Genomic DNA, 17726 nt, shown 5'->3' on the forward strand with positions numbered 1-17726 from the left:
TCGGGAAAACTTGAGGCCATGAGCAGGATCTTCTTTAGCATTGCGCTGTGTTGGGCGTTGGCTGGTGGTGCCATTGCGCAGGATTTCAGCGCGTTGGCGCGTGTCCAGCCTGACCAGAGCCGTATTACGGATGTCGGGCGTACCGGTGTTCGGGTGGACATCGCCCTCAGTCAGGGCGTTCCCTACAGGATTTTCACCTTGCAGGATCCCTACCGTATGGTTCTGGACTTCAACGAAGTGGATTGGGTCGGGCTGATCCGCGAAGATTTCCTGCAATCCGATCGCATCAGCGGCGTGCAGTTTGGCGCATATGTTCCGGGTTGGTCACGTCTGGTGCTGGAACTGGGGGCGCCGATGGCAGTGACGAAAGCAGAAATGTCGGTGGCAGAGGATTCAGGTGCTGCATTGCTGTCGCTCGACCTCAAGGGGACGGATTTCGATGCCTTCAACGCCTCGGCAGGTGCGCCGCGAAACCCGGGCTGGGACTTGCCGGAACCGGCGGATGTGCCTCAAGCCGCGGTGCGCGGTGCCGACCGACCCTTGCGTGTCATGCTGGATCCGGGCCACGGAGGCATTGACCCGGGGGCCGAGACTGACGCGATTGATGAAAAAACCCTGATGCTGACTTTCGCACGTGAGCTGCGCGAAATCCTTCTAAGATCAGGCGGGTACGAGGTGGTTCTGACGCGGGTCGACGATCAGTTCGTCTCGCTGGAGCGCCGAATTGCGCTGGCGCACCGGGCCGGTGCGGACCTGTTCATTTCGCTGCACGCTGATTCCCTGTCCGAAGGGCGGGCGCATGGCGCTGTGGTTTATACCCTGTCCAACGATGCCTCGGATGTGGCCAGTGCGAAGCTGGCGGAACGGCACGACCGCGGGGATTTGATTTCCGGTATCGATCTGAACGGGGCGGATGATCAGGTCACCGATGTTCTGCTGGACATGGCCCGTCAGGAAACGATGCCACGCACAAGCGCGCTGGCCAAGGCCATCGCAAACGGCCTGGCACAACAAGGCGGGCCGATGAACGGCAAACCCTTGCGTACCGCATCTTTTTCAGTACTCAAGGCGGCGGACATCCCGTCGGTTCTGGTCGAGCTTGGATTTCTGTCCAGTCCCAGAGACCTGAAGAACCTCAAAGATCCTGATTGGCGTGCAAGAATGGCGCTGGGAATTCATCGGGGGCTTGAGGATTGGCGCCAGCAGGATGTGATCCTCAAATCCCTTATTGGTCAGTGACCTTGCGGCGTAAAACGGCTAGAATACGCTCGGTGTTTTGACCCTTGGGCGGCGCATCACTATATATGCAGCACCGCGAAAAAAAGGCAGTAACGTGATCCGGTTCATTCTTTCGATTTTCGGGGCGATTTTCAGCCTCGTGACATTGGGTATTTTCATGGCCGCGCTGGTGATCGGCGCGGTGTTCTGGATGTATGGGCGCGACCTGCCCAGCCACGAGTCACTGGCACAGTACAAACCACCCACGATCAGCCGGATTTATTCGGGTGAAGGCAAGCTGATTGATGAATTCGCGCAGGAACGCCGCCTGTTTACGCCATCCGAGGAAATCCCGGATCTGGTGAAGCAGGCGTTTATTTCGGCGGAAGACAAGAATTTCTACAACCATCAGGGCTATGACCCGCGCGGCATCATTGCCGCCGGGGTCGAGGCAGTGCGGACCAAGGGCGAAACCGTACGCGGTGCATCAACCATCACGCAGCAGGTCATGAAGAACTTTCTGCTGTCCGGTGACCGCCGGGCCGAGCGTAAGATCAAGGAAATCATTCTTGCGACTCGGCTTGAGGATACATTGGACAAGGAACAGATCCTCGAACTTTATATGAACGAGATCTTTCTGGGCCAGAACTCGTACGGTGTGACTGCCGCTGCGCAGACCTATTTCAACAAGACTCTCCAGGAACTGGCCCCGCATGAGGCCGCCATGCTGGCTGCCATGCCCAAAGCGCCGTCAGATTACCACCCCGTTTGGGAAAAAGAACGCCTTCTGGCCCGGCGCAACTACGTGTTACGTGAGATGCGGCAGAACGGTTACATTGATCAGGCGACCTATGAGGCCGAGGTCGAGCTGCCTCTGCGCTCGGTCCAGAACGGAGATTTTGAAAGCTTCCGTACGGCCCTGCCGCCCCGCGACTATTTCACCGACGAAATCCGCCGCCAGCTGAGCGAAGATTTTGGTGAGGGCGAGTTCTTTACCGGGGGCTTCACCGTGCGTGCATCGGTGGACGAGGAAATGCAGGTTGAGGCCGCACGGGCCTTGCGCGAGGCGCTCGAGAAATACGACCGGTCCCGTGGCAAATGGCGCGGAACAGGTGACGTGATCCCGGAAGAAAAACTGGCGGATGAGGCGCAATGGCGCGAGGCGCTGGCGACCATGGAAATTCCGCGCGACGTTATTCTGCCAACCCGTTGGTATCCCGCCGTGGTTCTGGGCGTGACCGACCAGCAACTGACCGTTGGTGTCGAAGAAGGTCCTGCCGATGGGATTATCCCGCGCGCGGACATCAAGTGGATGCAGGGTGATTTTGCGGCCAACTTCAAGCGTGGTGATGTCATTTTTGTCGTTGCGGGTGAAGATGGGCAATGGTCGGCGCGCCAGGTGCCCGAGGTACAAGGCGGCTTTGTCGCGATGGATGTGAACTCGGGTCGTGTTCTGGCGATGCAGGGCGGGTTCTCGTATCAGGATACCGTGTTCAACCGGGCCACACAGGCACAACGCCAGCCGGGATCGTCGTTCAAGCCGTTTGTCTATGCTGCCGCGCTGGACAGCGGATACAGCCCCGCGACCATCGTTGTCGATGCGCCAATCGAAGTGAACACGCCGCAGGGTCTGTGGCGCCCCAAGAACTCCTCCAACAAGTTCTACGGCCCTACACCTTTGCGAACAGGGATCGAACAGTCGCGGAACCTGATGACCATCCGTCTGGCGCAGGAAGTTACAATGCCCGTTGTTGCCGGCTATGCGGAACGGTTCGGTGTCTATGACCGGATGGGCGCGTTTTTGGCCAACTCGCTGGGGGCCGAGGAAACCACGCTTTACAAGATGGTCGCGGCCTATGCGATGTTCGCCAATGGCGGCCAACGTGTGGAACCGACTCTAGTCGACCGCATTCAGGACCGGTTCGGAAAAACCATCTATCGCCACGATGACCGTCAGTGTCTGGACTGTAACTCGACCTGGCTGGAACCAGATGAATCGCCGACCCTTGTCACGGATCGCGCGCAGGTCATGGATGCGATCACCGCCTATCAGCTGACATCGATGATGAAGGGCGTGGTGGATCGCGGGACAGCATCCGGCGTAGTGAATCTGCCGGTGCCAACAGCAGGCAAAACCGGAACCACCAACGACTCCAAGGATGCGTGGTTCATCGGCTTTACGTCGAACATCGTGGCGGGTTGCTACATCGGCTATGATCGACCGCGTCCGATGGGACGTGGGGCCTATGGTGGCACGTTGTGCGGCCCGGTCTTCCAGAGCTTCATGGAAAAAGCGGTCGAGAAATATGGCGGCGGTCCGTTTGAAGTGCCCGAAGGCGGCCATTTCATCAAGATCGACCGTTTCAGCGGGGCCCGCCTGCCAGATGATGCCACCGGTGATTATGTCGTGGCTGAATTCTTCCGCGACGGTGTCGATGGATTCATCGACCGTGTCTATGATGGTGGTTTTGCCATCGGATCGGATCTGCCATTGTTTGAAGAAGTGCAGCGCGCGGGGGTTCAGGTTCAGACGTCAACGGGCGAGACCGTGACCGTTGGACCGAAAGCTTCCCAAGGGGACCTGAGCACCGGCGGGCTTTACTGACAAGGTGCGTTCCAATTGGCTAAGATCCCGCTGATTCCGCACTCTTTGCTGGGGGCACCCGGACAGTTGAGCATTTCTCCGGGCGTCCTCTCGGGCCAGCACGTGTTTCTAACCGGCATGACCGGAAACGCGGCGGACGGCTCCATGCCAAGCGATCCGGAAGAACAATTCCGAAACGCCTTTGCAAAGATTGCAGAGGTTTTGAAGGAAGCCGGCCTTGGATTGGATGCGGTCGTCGAGATGACGACATACCACGTTGAAATGCGGGATCATTTCGACCTGTTTGATCGCGTGCGCCTTGAGGTACTGACCGCGCCGTACCCGGCCTGGACCGCAGTTGAAGTTGCGGGATTGCGACGGGAAGGGGCGCTGGTGGAAATTCGGGCGATTGCGCATCTTTCGGATTGAAAGCACGATAGCTGTTTCAGCATCCAGCCTGTCTTGTGGTGTCTCGCACCTCTTGCTATCACGCAGGCCTGATTGAGCAAGTTGGGACAAGACCATGCGCGCCGAAACCCAGAACATCGTGGCGGATATCAAAAAGTCGCTGGAGCTGCTGGCGCAGCGTATGGACTATGAAACTGCGCCGCATCGCCTTGAGGAATTCAACGCGCGCGTCGAAGACCCCAACCTTTGGGATAACCCTGAAAACGCGCAGAAACTGATGCGCGAGCGGCAGATGCTGGTCGATGCAATCGAGACGTATGAATCCATCAAGACCGATCTCAGCGACAATATCGAACTGATTGAGTTGGGCGAGATGGAGGAAGACCAAGAAGTCGTTCAGGATGCCGAAGCCGCGATCAAGACGCTGAAAACCAAGGCTGCAAAAAAAGAGCTTGAGGCGCTGCTGGACGGTGAGGCCGACAGCAATGATACCTTCCTCGAAATCAACTCGGGCGCGGGGGGAACCGAAAGCTGCGACTGGGCGTCGATGCTGGCGCGCATGTATGTGCGCTGGGCCGAGAAAAAGGGTTACACAGTCGAGCTGCAATCCGAGACACCGGGCGAAGAAGCTGGGATCAAATCCGCAGCCTACAAGATTTCTGGTCACAACGCCTATGGCTGGCTGAAATCGGAAAGCGGCGTGCATCGGCTGGTGCGGATTTCGCCCTACGACTCGGCGGCCAAGCGCCACACGTCGTTCAGCTCGGTCTGGGTCTATCCGGTGGTCGACGACAATATCGAGATCGAGGTGAACCCGGCCGATATCCGCATCGACACCTACCGGTCTTCGGGGGCTGGTGGCCAGCACGTGAACACCACCGACTCGGCCGTCCGGATTACACACATCCCGACCGGGATTGTTGTGACCAGCTCGGAAAAGTCGCAGCACCAGAACCGCGATATTGCCATGAAGGCCCTGAAGTCGCGTCTGTACCAGCAGGAACTGGATCGCCGCAACGCGGATATCAACGCCGCGCACGAGGCCAAGGGCGACGCAGGCTGGGGCAACCAGATCCGGTCTTACGTGTTGCAGCCCTATCAGATGGTAAAGGACCTGCGAACCAATCACGAAACCTCGGATACCAAAGGCGTTCTGGACGGCGATCTGGACGGATTCATGGCGGCAACCTTGGCCCTGAACGTGGCAGGCAAAAGCCGATCCGAGGCGCAGGGCGACAGCTAAGGTGACACGCCAGCGTTCCTTTTTGGACCTGCTGAAAGGGCACTGGCAGCTTATCCTGATCACCGGTCTGGTCTTTGCGCTCTGGAGTACGCCGGTTGTTGTTCCGCTTAAAATTCTGGTTGTCTTTCTGCATGAGCTGTCTCATGCCGGGACAATCCTACTGACTGGCGGCTCGGTCGAGAGTTTCACGATTTCACCCCAGCAAGGCGGAATGGTGATCGGCCGGGGCGGCAGCAGGTTTCTCAGCCTGTCCGCCGGGTATCTCGGCTCGCTTGTGTTTGGCATGGCGCTTTTGATCATCGCCTTGCGGACAAATGCTGACCGAGCTGTTCTGGCTGTTTTCGGCGCAATCATGTGTCTGATCGCACTGCTGTACATACGCGATGCTTTCGCCTTGCTGTTTTGCGCAGGGGTCGGGACGGCAATGATTGCGACAGCGTGGTTTCTGAGCCACGAGGTCAGTGATCTGGTGCTGCGCGTCATCGGACTGACCAGCATGATCTACGTGCCGTTTGATATCTTTGATGACACCATCCGACGATTCGGTGCGCGCTCGGACGCGTTCCTGCTGGCCGAGGAATTCGGCGGCACCGCGATGCTGTGGGGTGGCGTCTGGCTGGTGTTGAGTGGTGGCGCCATTGCCCTTTGTCTACGGTATTGGCTGGGCCGGAACAGCAACCTGCCATTGCACGGCAAAGCGTTGTGATGCCGTTGTATGTTAAGCAAGAAAAGATACATCCAAACAGTGGGTTTAAATGAGGTGAGCCGCTCGCTAGGCTGTTGAAGAACAACAACAGACTGGCGTGTTATGGACCTGACCCGGATATCTGCAACAGAGCTTCTGAACCAACTGGCTACCCGGCAGGTTTCGGCCATGGAAGTCATGCAGGCCACGCTGGATCGCATTGCCAAGGTCAACGGTGACGTGAACGCCATCGTGGCGCTGCGGGACAAGAGTGAACTGATGGCCGAAGCACAGGCCCGCGACAGCGGCCCCGTCACTGGCCCGCTGCACGGCTTGCCAATTGCGGTCAAGGATTTGGTCAATGTAGCAGGTATTGTCTCTTCGCATGGATCGCCTGTTTTCAGGGATGTCGTCCCTGACAGGGATGATCTGATTGCCGCTAGGATGCGGGCCGCGGGCGCCATCCTGATCGGCAAGACCAACACGCCGGAATTCGGGCTGGGCTCGCACACGTTCAACCCGGTCTATGGTGCGACGCGCAACCCGTATGATGCCAGTTTCACCTGCGGTGGCTCATCCGGTGGGGCAGCAGTGGCTTTGGCGACGGGTATGGTGGCATTGGCCGACGGGTCCGACATGATGGGCAGCCTGCGCAACCCGGCGGCATGGAACAACATCTATGGCTTTCGCCCAAGCTGGGGCAGGGTGCCGTCTGATCCTGTGGGTGATAGTTTTCTACATCAATTGTCTACGCTGGGGCCCATGGCGCGAAGCCCCGAGGATCTGGGTCTCCTGCTCGATGTGATCTCGGGGCCTGATCCACGCCTGCCGCTGGCCAGAGATTGTACGCCGGTGTCACCGGTGGTCGCAGCAGATCTGAGCGGGCTGCGCATTGGCTGGCTGGGCGATTGGGGCGGGGCCTTTCCAACAGAGGTCGGAATTCTTGAGCTGTGCCGGGATGCGTTGAAGGTGTTCGAAATGCTCGGCGCGCGCGTTGAACATGTCGCCCCGCCTTTTGATGCCGAACGGTTATGGACCAGTTGGATCACCCTGCGGTCCTGGAGCGTTGCCGCAGGGCTTGAACCCTTGGCTGAACGACGGGACCACCTGAAAGACACAGCACAGTGGGAGCTGGATCGGGGTCTGACGATGAGTGCCATGGATGTGCATCACGCCAGTGTTATCCGGTCAGACTGGTTCCGGCGCGCGGCTGAACTGTTTGAGCAGTTTGATGCCCTTGTCCTGCCATCCGCACAGGTTTGGCCGTTTGGGATTGAAACACCATACCCCACACGGATCGCGGACTGCGCAATGGATACATATCATCGCTGGATGCATGTCACGGTACCGGTCAGCCTGATCGGCTTGCCTTGTCTGGCTGCGCCTGCCGGATTTGGTGTGCAGGGCCTGCCCATGGGCTTTCAACTGTTTGGACCAAAAGGGTCGGATCAGAAATTACTGTCGGTCGGGGCGGCCTATCACGCCGAAACCGACTGGCCCAACAAGAGGCCGGCGATGTCATAACGCCGATCAGGGAGGAGACTTAATGGAAAAGCCATTTGGCGTTCCGGACATGCGTCCGGTAGATACTGCCATGCTACGCGCCGCGTTGGGGCGCGCCTGGGCCGACTTTCGGCGTGCGCCGCAGTTCGGGTTGATCTTTGCCGGGTTCTACGTGCTTGCGGGATGGGCGATGGCATGGGTCACCATCCAGACCGGTACAACCTTCTGGCTGGTTCTGGCAGCCATTGGCTTTCCGTTGATCGGCCCGTTTGCCGCTGTTGGCCTTTACGAGGTGTCGCACCGGCTGGAACAGGGTGAACCGCTGGATCTTGGCGCAATCTTTGGTGTCGTGCTGCAACAAAGCCGTAGGCAATTGCCGTCGATCTGCGCCATCATCGTCGTGGTGTTTCTGTTCTGGTTTTTTCTGGGGCACATGATCTTTGCCCTGTTCCTTGGGCTGGCCACGATGACAAACGTGTCATCCTCGCTTGAGGTCTTTCTGACGGCGAATGGCCTGACAATGCTGGCTGTGGGCACGGTGGTCGGGGCGGTTTTCGCAACCGTTCTGTATATGATCACCGTTTTGTCGATCCCACTGCTGCTGGATCGCGAGTTGGATTTTGTCACGGCAATGATTGCAAGCTTTACCTATGTGTCCGGGAACTTTCCGGTGATGCTGGCATGGGGGGTGATCATCGCTGTTTTGACGTTTCTGGCCATGGTGCCCTGGTTTCTGGGCCTTCTGGTGGTCCTGCCACTGTTGGGCCACGCCAGTTGGCACCTGTATAGGCAAATCACCCAAGTCGAAGGCGAGGACGCATCGTCCTGAGAAAACCGGTCAGGGATACTGTGCCGGATTGTTGGTCGACAACCGTGCAGCGGCGAAAATCGCCGTTGCATCGTGCCCGAGATATTTCAGAACCACGGGTTCCGGTGTCGAAGGGTTGGCCGGGCTTATGGCCGTGCCGCGCCACTGAACTGCTGTTCCCGTCGGATCGGGTGCAATCATATAAACACGACTGTTCTGACCCGCTCGCTGAGAGGTCAGCATATAGACGGAACTGCCGGTGCAGGCGACGATCCCCTGTATTTCGCGCGCCTGTGGTGTTGCTTCGGGCATCGCGGCGCGCGACACATATCCGCGTATCAACGTGCATTGGGCCAGTGGTCGGGCGTGCAGCAAGGTCATACGGTGCGAGGCCGAGACGCTTTCGATCACGGCATAAAACCCCGGAGAAAACGCAGTTCTGGCGATCATGTCCACACCTGATCCCAGGAACTCGGTCAAGGCCGCTACTGCGGGGTGGTCCTCGATCTTTTCAATTTCGTCCAGCGGCTTCAGGAGAATGCGCGCATCCACGTCGAAAAATCGGCAGATGCGATCCAGAACATCCGGCCGTGGAACACTTTCGCCTGAAAGATACCTGTTGAATTGCGTCCGATTCACGCCAAGCTTGCGGCACAGTGCTGAGACTGACCGATACCTTCGTGCCAGTTGCCGCAGGTTCGCACCAAACATCGCGCGAAGTTCAGACGGGCTGCGAATGTCGTCGGTCATGGATGCCCACGCCTTGCTGAGTTTCCCGAAAAACCATCGCAACACCGGGCCAGACCCTGGCGCGCATTCAAAAATCGTACAGATTGACCCCAAGCAACGTATCCCCACGTCGCGTTGCGGCATCGAGGCTAATGCCATTAAGTGCAATGGCAATAGGCTTTATGTGAAAATACCTGATCCTTATTCGGAAAAGCCGGCCCTATGGCAAATTTAGCGCATAGAAGGGCGCGTGGGTTGGTTTTAAAGATGCCCACCAACCTCAAATAGTGTTCCCGCCTTGGGTGCAAGAAAAGTCCCAAGGCGGGTACGTTGTTCAGTCGCCGCGCAGTAGGGCCGCCACGCCGGTGCGGGCGATTTCCATCAGGCCCAGCGGGCGCATCAGGTCAGCAAAAGCGTCGATCTTGTCCGGCGCGCCGGTGATCTCGAAGATGAAAGAGTTCAGAGTGCTGTCGACCACATTGGCGCGGAAGATGTCAGCCAGGCGCAGCGCCTCGACGCGTTTGTCGCCTTCTCCCACGACTTTTATGATGGCCAGTTCGCGTTCAACCGACGGGCCTTCGACCGTCAGGTCATGCACGTCATGGACAGTCACGATCCGGCCCAGCTGCGCCTTGATCTGCTCGATCACCTGCGGCGTGCCGGTGGTGACAATGGTGATGCGGCTCAGGTGTCCTGTGTGATCCACCTCGGCCACGGTAAGGCTTTCGATGTTATATCCACGCCCCGAGAACAGCCCAATCACGCGGGCCAGGACACCGGGTTCGTTTTCGACCAGCACGGCAATGGTGTGGCGTTCCTGCACGTCCGAAAAAGTAGGCCGTAGGTTATAGGCCGAATGGCGGTTGGAGCCTTTTTTGATATGTAGGGCAGACATTTATGTCCCTTTCATCATCCTGTGTTTGCCGGGCGCAATGGTCGCCCGGCGGTAATCCTCGGACGGTATCAGACCAGAACCGAACCTTTGCTGTCGATCACGCCCTGCGTTTCGGCCTCACCCAGAAGCATCTCGTTATGCGCTTTGCCGGACGGGATCATCGGGAAGCAATTCTCGTGCTTTTCAACCAGACAGTCGAAGATTACCGGACCGTCGTAGTTGATCATTTCCATGATTGCGTCGTCCAGATCGGCGGGGTCGGAACACTGGATGCCTTTGGCGCCGAACGCTTCAGCGAGTTTTACGAAATCGGGCAGGGCTTCGGACCAGGAATGCGAATACCGCTCGCCATGCAGTAGCTCTTGCCACTGGCGGACCATGCCGAGGCGTTCGTTGTTCAGGATGAACTGCTTGACCGGAAGACGGTACTGAACGGCCGTTCCCATCTCCTGCATGTTCATCAGCCACGAGGCTTCACCGGCGACGTTGATCACCAGCGCGTCCGGATGTGCCATCTGCACGCCGATCGAAGCGGGGAAGCCGTAGCCCATGGTGCCCAACCCGCCCGATGTCATCCAGCGGTTGGGATCTTCGAACCCAAGATACTGTGCCGCCCACATCTGATGCTGGCCAACCTCGGTGGTGATATAGCGGTTATACTTTTTCGTCAGTTCTTCAAGTCGTTGCAGCGCATATTGCGGTTTGATCGACTTTTCGCTGTTGGTGTAGGACAGACAGTTGATCTTACGCCACTCAGAGATCTGCGCCTGCCATTTCTTGACAGCCGCTGCATCGGTCTTGCGCCCGCGTGACTTCCACACCTTCAGAATGTCTTCCAGAACATGCGCCACGTCGCCGACAATTGGAATATCCACACGGATGACCTTGTTGATCGAAGACGGATCAATATCGATATGGGCTTTCTTCGACTTTGGAGAGAACGCGTCGATGCGCCCGGTGATCCGGTCGTCGAACCGTGCACCGATGTTGATCATCAGGTCACAGCCGTGCATCGCAAGGTTCGCCTCGTAGAGGCCATGCATCCCCAGCATACCCAACCAGTTTTCGCCTGAGGCGGGGTAAGCGCCCAGACCCATCAGGGTTGAGGTGATCGGGAAGCCCGTGGAATCCACCAGTTCGCGCAACAACTGGCTGGCTGCGGGGCCAGAGTTGATGACACCACCGCCCGTATAGAAAACCGGCTTCTTGGCTTTCTCAATGGCTGCAACAAGCTCGTTGATTTCCTCCAGATCGCCTTTCAGCACCGGCTGGTAATGCGAGGTCGAAGGTTTCGGACTGTTGTATTCACCCGTGGCAAACTGCACATCCTTGGGAATGTCGATCAGAACCGGGCCGGGACGACCCGATTTGGCCACATGGAAAGCCTCGTGCAGCGTCTCGGCCAGCGAATTCGTGTCCTTTACCAGCCAGTTATGTTTGGTGCAGGGGCGCGTGATGCCAACGGTGTCGGCCTCCTGAAAGGCATCCGATCCGATCATGAAGGTCGGGACTTGTCCGGTCAGAACCACAATCGGGATCGAATCCAGCAACGCATCGGTCAGGCCGGTAACTGCGTTTGTGGCACCGGGACCAGAGGTTACAAGCGCAACACCTGGCTTGCCGGTCGACCGCGCATAGCCTTCGGCGGCGTGGATTGCACCCTGTTCGTGACGCACCAGAATGTGACGAATGTCGTTTTGCAGAAAGATCTCGTCATAGATCGGTAGGACGGCGCCACCGGGGTATCCGAATACCGTGTCCACGCCCTGATCCTTAAGGGCCTGAACTACCATCTTTGCGCCGGTCATCTCACGTGTCATCTGCTTTGCTCCGTTCGCGACATGTGTCTTGCGTTTGACAAAAAAAAGCCCCCGAAATTTCGGAGGCGCATGGGTTCGATTATGGTTTACCGTTACCGGCCCATGCGCGTGGTTCCTACGATTACGACTAGCGTTCTCATCGCCAGAGGCTCCTTTTTGCTTGGAGGGGACATTATGGTCGGTGGGGAGGAGCGTCAACAGGCAAATCCACCAATTTTCTATCTCAATGGCGGTATTTTGCGAAATTTTGTTGCGCAGATTGCCGCATGCTGGGAATTTCCGGGAAAAGGGCAGTCGTTTTCCTGAGGGCGGGACAGGTATGAAGGTCTGAATGCGTCAGGCCGATGTCTGAAACTGGCATGATCCGGTGATTTGTCTGCGTCACGCTGACCCTGTGGTCGCAAACGAGGGAGGCGGAGCATGTTACAGGACCTGGTAGATCTGGGACGATATCCGATTGATCGCCCGGATTCGCCAGCTTACAGGCGATTGATCGGGGATTTGCGGCGCGAGTTGGAACAGGACGGCTGTGCGGTTCTGCCGGGTTTCGCACATGCGCAAGGGATCGAGCTGTTGGTGCAGGAGGCCGACGAGGTGGCGCCCAATGCACACCGGTCTTTCAATCGCACAAATGCCTATTTCACCAAAGACGACCCACGGTTCGACGCCGCCCATCCGATCAGACGGTTCTATGACCGGTCGAACGCGTTTGTTCCTGCTGACAATTTTGCGCATTCCGGTCCTTTGCGCAGGATTTACGAGTTTAGCGGATTTCTTCCCTTCATTCGGGATGCGCTGGATGAGCCTGAGGACCGCTTCTTTCGTTACGATGACCCTCTGGCAGATGTGATCATCAATGTCGTGGAAGAGGGGCAGGGCTTTCCCTGGCATTTCGACACCAACAACTACACCGTGACACTGGCGATCCAGAATGGCGAGCAGGGCGGTGCATTCGAATACGCACCCAATCTGCGCACAGCCGAGGATGAGAATTTCGATCAGGTCGCGTCGGTTCTGGACGGAAACAATGAGCGCGTTCATCGGTTGGAGCTGCGACCTGGGGACTTGCAGATATTCAAAGGCCGCTACTCCCTGCACAGGGTCGCCCCGGTCAAGGGCACGCGGCGGCGGTATGTGGGTATCTTTTCATTTGTCGAGGCCGAAGGCATGTGTGGTGGGATCGAACGGACGCAGCAGCTCTATGGACGCGTGTTGCCACACCATTATGAGCGTGCGGGTTTGCGAAAAGATCAGTTGCTGGATTGAAGGGGCACTACCGGAGGTCAAGGCTCCCGCCCGTCGTCAACGCGCCTGTGGCGCGTCTTCTCTGGTTGGGCCGGGTAGCGCGCTGCGCGCTGCGGCCGCGCATCGATCAGAAGCCGACCCCGGTGCCTTGCAGCATGCCATGTTCCAGCGCGTAGCGGGTCAGCCCGGCGGTCGAGGATATTCCCAGTTTGCGCTTGATGTTCTTGCGATGCGTTTCAACCGTTCGCACCGAGATATCCAGCTTTTGCGCAACTTCTTTGTTTGATTTGCCCTGCGCCAGTTCCAGCAGAATTGTTTGCTCGCGCCCAGTCAGCGCCTCGCGTGCGTTGTCGCCTTTGGGTTTCAGGGACCCACTTGCGCCTGTGCACAGATACTGCTCACCCCGCATGACCGCATCGATGGCCTGCTTGATCTCTTCGGTTGGGACATCTTTGAGAACATAGCCTTTTGCGCCGTGGCTGAGCGCGGTCGAAATATACTCGGGGCTGTCGTGCATCGACAGGATCAGGATGCGCGTATCGGGCAGACGTTCCAGAATGATCTCCGTGGCGCTGAGACCGCCGAGGCCAGGCATGTTCAGGTCCATCAGGATGACATCGGGGGCGAGGCCAACCGCCTGATCCACCGCGGCCTGACCGCTGCCGAGAGTTCCAACCACTTCGATATCGTCGTAGCTTTCAAGGATCGACTGAATGCCCTCGGCCACCATGGGATGATCGTCGACAATAAGAACTCGGATGTTTTTGGCGCTCATGTACCGGCCTTTCGGTTCGGAGTTGCGTCTTCCTGCGGAGGCAACAGGTGGCTCAGCGGCAGGCTGGCCTCGATTACCGTACCGCCGCGCGGTCCGCGTGATGACAGAATACGCAGCGATCCGTCAAGTTGCTCAATTCGCTCCTGCATGTTGCGCAGACCGATGCCGGTGGTTGGGGTTCCGGATTCTGCGCGCAACCCACGGCCATTGTCGGTGATCCGCATGGTTGCGCCGTTCTTGTGGCCGCGCAGGTCAATCGTCACATAAGAGGCATCCGCGTGGCGTTCGATATTTGTCAGCGCCTCTTGTGCGATGCGGTAGAGTGCGATCTTGCTGTCCTGATCCAGCCGGTTGCGGAATACGACGGTGGAAAACTCGGTCTCGATCCCGGTTCGTTCGCGAAAATCGTCGGTCAGAGCCTTCAACGCAGGTCCAAGGCCAAGGTCATCCAGCACGCCGGGGCGCAGGTCGCGGCTGATGCGGCGCACCTCGGTGATAGCGGTGCGAAGATGGTCAATGCCTTTGTCCAGCGGATCGCGCGCGCCTGCATCATCGCCGCGCAACAGCCGGCGGCGCGCATTGTCCAGCGCATAGCGCACACCCACAAGGATCTGGCTTATGCCATCATGCAGTTCGCGGGCAACCCGGCCGCGTTCCTCTTCCTGCGCGTCGAAGACACGCTGCGTCAGTTCTTTCAACTTGGCATCCGCCAACCGTCTCTCGCGAATGTTCAGCAACATGCCCGAAGCAAAAACAATCAGAACCGCAGCAACAACAATGGCGCCGATATACATGAAGGTGCGCTGCACGCGGGTCTCAACCTCGGCCCTTGCGTTGGCGACTGTGGCGACAATGTCGTCAATGAAGACCCCGGTACCCACGACCCAGCGCCAGTCCTGCAACCCGACGACATAGGCGATCATCTGCGCCTCATCCCCGGTCGAGGGTTTTTCCCACATGAAGCTGTGCCACCCGGCTCCCTGACGGGCGAGGCGAATGAACTCGTCAACGATAGGTGTGCCATCGCTGTCGGTCAGACCTTCCCAGTTGCGGTTGATGAATTGTGTCTGACGGGGGCTGACCAGATTGTTGCCATCATAATCGTAAACGAAAAAGAACCCGTCCTGCCCATAGATCATTGCCGAAAGTATCTGCGAGACAAGGTTCTTCGACACCTCATCGTCCGGTTCAGCGCGGCCATAGATATAGGCAAAACCATTGCGCGCCTGCGTCACGTAGTTGCGCAGTTCTTCTTTCTTGGCCTCGATCAGGCTGCGCTCCAGGGCTTCGATCTCGCGCTCAGCGGTCGCACGCGCCTCATATGCGACAAGCACAGCGATTGCTGCCACGGCCACAACCAGCGGGATTGCGGCCACCAGCGACAGTTTCTGCGCATAGGTCAGCGAAATCAGATGTCGGATTCTTTGCATGGACGAATCGATACGCAAGCGGCGGCAAAAATGCAAAAAGATTGGCGTTGGTCGGTGAAATTCCGGTATTTGGGCCGTATTTGTTGGAGTTTTCATTCGGAAATTTCACCGCATCCCCCAAAGAAATCGATTCTCTACGCAGTAGTAGGTATTCCCTTTCGCTTCGCTCACATTAGGCTGACGCGCACTGAATGCGACAGGTCCGGTTCTGCCGGATCGTGACTATGAAGGGGAGGAACACTCATATGGATCGTCGTTCATTTCTGAAAAAATCCGCGCTGGGCGGTTCGGCAGCCGCAGCAACCGCTCTGGCGGCTCCGGCCTATGCACAGGGACAGCGCACACTGACCATGGTGACCTCGTGGGGTCGTGGTCTGGCTGGCGTGTTTGACAGCGCGCAGCGTTGTGCCGACAGCATCAACGCCATGTCGGATGGCAGCCTGAATGTTGAGATCAAGGCGGCAGGCGAACTGGTTGGCGCGTTCGAGGTGTTTGACGCGGTGTCGTCCGGTCAGGCCGACATGTATCACGCCGCTGACTATTACTTTGTCGGTCAGCACCCGGGCTATGCGTTCTTTACGGCAGTGCCTTTCGGCATGACCGCACAGGAACTGGTGAACTGGTACTATCATGACGGCGGTATGGAGCTGCATGATGAGCTGGGCGAAATCTTTGGCCTGAAGTCCTTCCTAGCCGGTAACACCGGTGCGCAGGCGGGCGGCTGGTTCTCGAAAGAGATCAACAGCCCCGAAGACTTCAATGGTCTGAAGTTCCGTATGCCCGGTCTGGGCGGTAAAGCTCTGGGCAAACTGGGCGCGTCCGTTCAGAACATCCCCGGTTCCGAAGTGTATCAGGCGCTGTCGTCCGGCGCGATTGACGGAACCGAGTGGATCGGACCCTGGGCCGACGAAAAGGCAGGCTTCCAGGAAATCACCAAGACCTACTACACCGCGGGCTTCCACGAGCCGGGCGCAGGTCTGTCGCTGGCAACCAACCGCGACGTGTTCAATGAACTGACCCCGGCCCAGCAGAAGATCATCGAGATCGCTGCCGCCGAAGCGCACCAGTGGAACCTGGCGCAGTTCCTGGCCAACAACGGTGCCGCCCTGCAGCGCCTGCAGGCCGGTGGCGTCAAGGTTTTGGAATTCCCCGACAGTGTCTGGGATGCGTTCGGCAAGGCCAGCCAAGAGGTTCTGGACGAGAACATGGGCGACGAGCTGTTCAAGAAGATCTACGACAGCGCAATGCCGTCGATGGCGGCTTCGTCGGCATGGAACAACCTGTCGTCGGGTGTCTACACCGCACAGCGTGACCGTGTTCGCGGCTAAATCTTCCTGATCAAAGGAAAAACGGTTTCCCCGCGCCTTGCGGGGAAACCTTTCCCGTTGCGCGAAAGGACTTGGGCAAGCCACAATAGGCCTGCGCGCAACTGAGACGACCTGGGGACAACATGCAGGACGAAAACGGTATCTCGTTCTTCGGCGCCCTGTGGAATGGACTGGTTTGGTTCATTCAGAACATTGCCGAAGCCTTCTATAATTTCGGATATGCGATCACGCATCCGCAGCTCTGGCTGGACTGGTCTGACAAGGCGTCGATCATGCGCTTTGTCTATTACGGCGGTTCGGTCGAATTCTTCTTTGTGGTGTTCACCTTCTTTCTGGTTCTGACAGCCGTCGGGTTGTATTACAGAAACTTCATGTGGGCCATCGTGCGTGGCCTGGAAGGGTTTGCAAACACCACTGGGCGGTTCTTTGCCTGGGCGGGTCTGCTGATGGTAATCCAGCAGATTGTCATCGTATTCATGCAACGGGTCTTTACCCGTCCCGATATGTCCTTCGGTCTGGGAATACCGTTCCAGATGGATATCAGCTGGTTCGCGGAAGAGCTGAAACTGTATAACGCCATGGTCGTCTGTCTGTGCTGTACATACACATTTGTGCAGGGCGGGCATGTGCGCGTTGATCTGATCTATGCCGGTATCAGCCACCGCGCCAAGCGCGTGGTCGATATGTGCGGTGCGTTACTGTTCATGATGCCAATGGCGGTGCTGACCTGGATGTACGGCTGGTTCTTCCTGTGGCGTCACCTGATCGTGCCGAACCCTTCGGCCAGTGACGCGCTGGACCGTCTGGTAGCCAAGTCCCGTGCCTTGCGCTGGAACGTGGAAACCATCGGGTTCAGCCCCAACGGGTTCAATGCCTACTTCCTGTTCAAGATCCTTCTGGTGGCGTTTGCGGCCATGGTGTTCCTGCACGCCATCGCGTTTTTGTACCGGTCGTATCTGGAATACGTGGAAGGGCCGGACAGCATCGGAAAATACCTCGACAAGGACAGCCTTGGTGAGGGCGAAGAAGCCTATGAAGGCGCGCATTAAGGGCGG

The 17726-nt window shown here is 58.0% G+C and carries 16 protein-coding genes; 11 read left to right on the forward strand and 5 right to left on the reverse strand.

The genetic code is table 11. The features are described 5' to 3' along the window. Positions 1-18: 18 nt before the first annotated feature. From AC2FLZ_RS02665 to AC2FLZ_RS02695, 7 genes are all read left to right on the forward strand, one after another. The gene (locus AC2FLZ_RS02665) at positions 19-1239 is read left to right on the forward strand and encodes an N-acetylmuramoyl-L-alanine amidase (protein WP_496881709.1); all 1221 of its coding nucleotides are present in this window, start codon (positions 19-21) and stop codon (positions 1237-1239) included. A 94-nt stretch (positions 1240-1333) separates the two neighbouring features. Then, on the forward strand, positions 1334-3823 hold the full coding sequence (locus AC2FLZ_RS02670; RefSeq protein WP_480493002.1) for a penicillin-binding protein 1A: 2490 nt from the start codon (positions 1334-1336) through the stop codon (positions 3821-3823). A 15-nt stretch (positions 3824-3838) separates the two neighbouring features. After that, the gene (locus AC2FLZ_RS02675; protein ID WP_480603294.1) at positions 3839-4231 is read left to right on the forward strand and encodes a RidA family protein; all 393 of its coding nucleotides are present in this window, start codon (positions 3839-3841) and stop codon (positions 4229-4231) included. Between the two features lie 94 nt (positions 4232-4325). After that, complete coding sequence (gene prfB, locus AC2FLZ_RS02680) at positions 4326-5453, forward strand: peptide chain release factor 2 (RefSeq protein ID WP_480517404.1); 1128 nt, start codon at positions 4326-4328, stop codon at positions 5451-5453. Between the two features lies 1 nt (position 5454). Next, positions 5455-6159 carry a M50 family metallopeptidase gene (locus AC2FLZ_RS02685; protein WP_496881710.1) on the forward strand — a complete coding sequence of 235 codons (705 nt, stop codon included), beginning with the start codon at positions 5455-5457 and terminating at the stop codon, positions 6157-6159. 102 nt (positions 6160-6261) lie between these two features. After that, positions 6262-7662, forward strand: a complete 1401-nt coding sequence (locus AC2FLZ_RS02690) for an amidase (protein WP_496881711.1) — start codon at positions 6262-6264, stop codon at positions 7660-7662. Between the two features lie 22 nt (positions 7663-7684). Then, entirely contained in the window at positions 7685-8470 is a 786-nt protein-coding gene (locus tag AC2FLZ_RS02695) for a DUF2189 domain-containing protein (protein WP_480473317.1), read from the forward strand. A gap of 9 nt (positions 8471-8479) precedes the next feature. Here the strand turns inward: AC2FLZ_RS02695 and AC2FLZ_RS02700 are convergent, their stop codons facing one another. The 3 genes from AC2FLZ_RS02700 to AC2FLZ_RS02710 all read right to left on the reverse strand — a co-directional run bounded on the left by AC2FLZ_RS02700 (position 8480) and on the right by AC2FLZ_RS02710 (position 11893). Further along, positions 8480-9199: a helix-turn-helix domain-containing protein gene (locus tag AC2FLZ_RS02700; protein ID WP_496881712.1), complete on the reverse strand. Its 720-nt coding sequence runs from the start codon at positions 9197-9199 to the stop codon at positions 8480-8482. A gap of 313 nt (positions 9200-9512) precedes the next feature. Then, positions 9513-10073, reverse strand: coding sequence for an acetolactate synthase small subunit (gene ilvN / locus AC2FLZ_RS02705; RefSeq protein WP_209503637.1), 561 nt, complete (start codon positions 10071-10073; stop codon positions 9513-9515). A gap of 68 nt (positions 10074-10141) precedes the next feature. Further along, positions 10142-11893: an acetolactate synthase 3 large subunit gene (locus AC2FLZ_RS02710; protein ID WP_480493004.1), complete on the reverse strand. Its 1752-nt coding sequence runs from the start codon at positions 11891-11893 to the stop codon at positions 10142-10144. A gap of 69 nt (positions 11894-11962) precedes the next feature. Here AC2FLZ_RS02710 and AC2FLZ_RS02715 point away from each other — a divergent pair, with 69 nt between their 5' ends. Together AC2FLZ_RS02715 and AC2FLZ_RS02720 are read left to right on the forward strand one after the other, a co-directional pair. Beyond that, complete coding sequence (locus AC2FLZ_RS02715) at positions 11963-12199, forward strand: hypothetical protein (RefSeq protein ID WP_480473309.1); 237 nt, start codon at positions 11963-11965, stop codon at positions 12197-12199. A gap of 114 nt (positions 12200-12313) precedes the next feature. Next, positions 12314-13159, forward strand: coding sequence for a HalD/BesD family halogenase (locus AC2FLZ_RS02720; protein WP_480493005.1), 846 nt, complete (start codon positions 12314-12316; stop codon positions 13157-13159). A gap of 106 nt (positions 13160-13265) precedes the next feature. On the opposite strand, the gene AC2FLZ_RS02725 is transcribed toward AC2FLZ_RS02720, so the two are convergent. Together AC2FLZ_RS02725 and AC2FLZ_RS02730 are read right to left on the reverse strand one after the other, a co-directional pair. After that, complete coding sequence (locus AC2FLZ_RS02725; protein WP_267363844.1) at positions 13266-13913, reverse strand: response regulator transcription factor; 648 nt, start codon at positions 13911-13913, stop codon at positions 13266-13268. Continuing rightward, complete coding sequence (locus AC2FLZ_RS02730) at positions 13910-15343, reverse strand: cache domain-containing protein (RefSeq protein WP_496881713.1); 1434 nt, start codon at positions 15341-15343, stop codon at positions 13910-13912. The genes AC2FLZ_RS02725 and AC2FLZ_RS02730 overlap by 4 nt, the downstream gene beginning before the upstream one ends. A 245-nt stretch (positions 15344-15588) precedes the next feature. Here AC2FLZ_RS02730 and AC2FLZ_RS02735 point away from each other — a divergent pair, with 245 nt between their 5' ends. Both AC2FLZ_RS02735 and AC2FLZ_RS02740 read left to right on the forward strand, forming a co-directional pair. Further along, the gene (locus AC2FLZ_RS02735) at positions 15589-16671 is read left to right on the forward strand and encodes a TRAP transporter substrate-binding protein (protein WP_480473301.1); all 1083 of its coding nucleotides are present in this window, start codon (positions 15589-15591) and stop codon (positions 16669-16671) included. 122 nt (positions 16672-16793) lie between these two features. Then, the gene (locus AC2FLZ_RS02740; RefSeq protein WP_480553749.1) at positions 16794-17720 is read left to right on the forward strand and encodes a TRAP transporter small permease subunit; all 927 of its coding nucleotides are present in this window, start codon (positions 16794-16796) and stop codon (positions 17718-17720) included. The last annotated feature ends 6 nt before the right edge of the window (positions 17721-17726 follow it).

The organism is Ruegeria sp. YKSF131, from assembly GCF_059612645.1.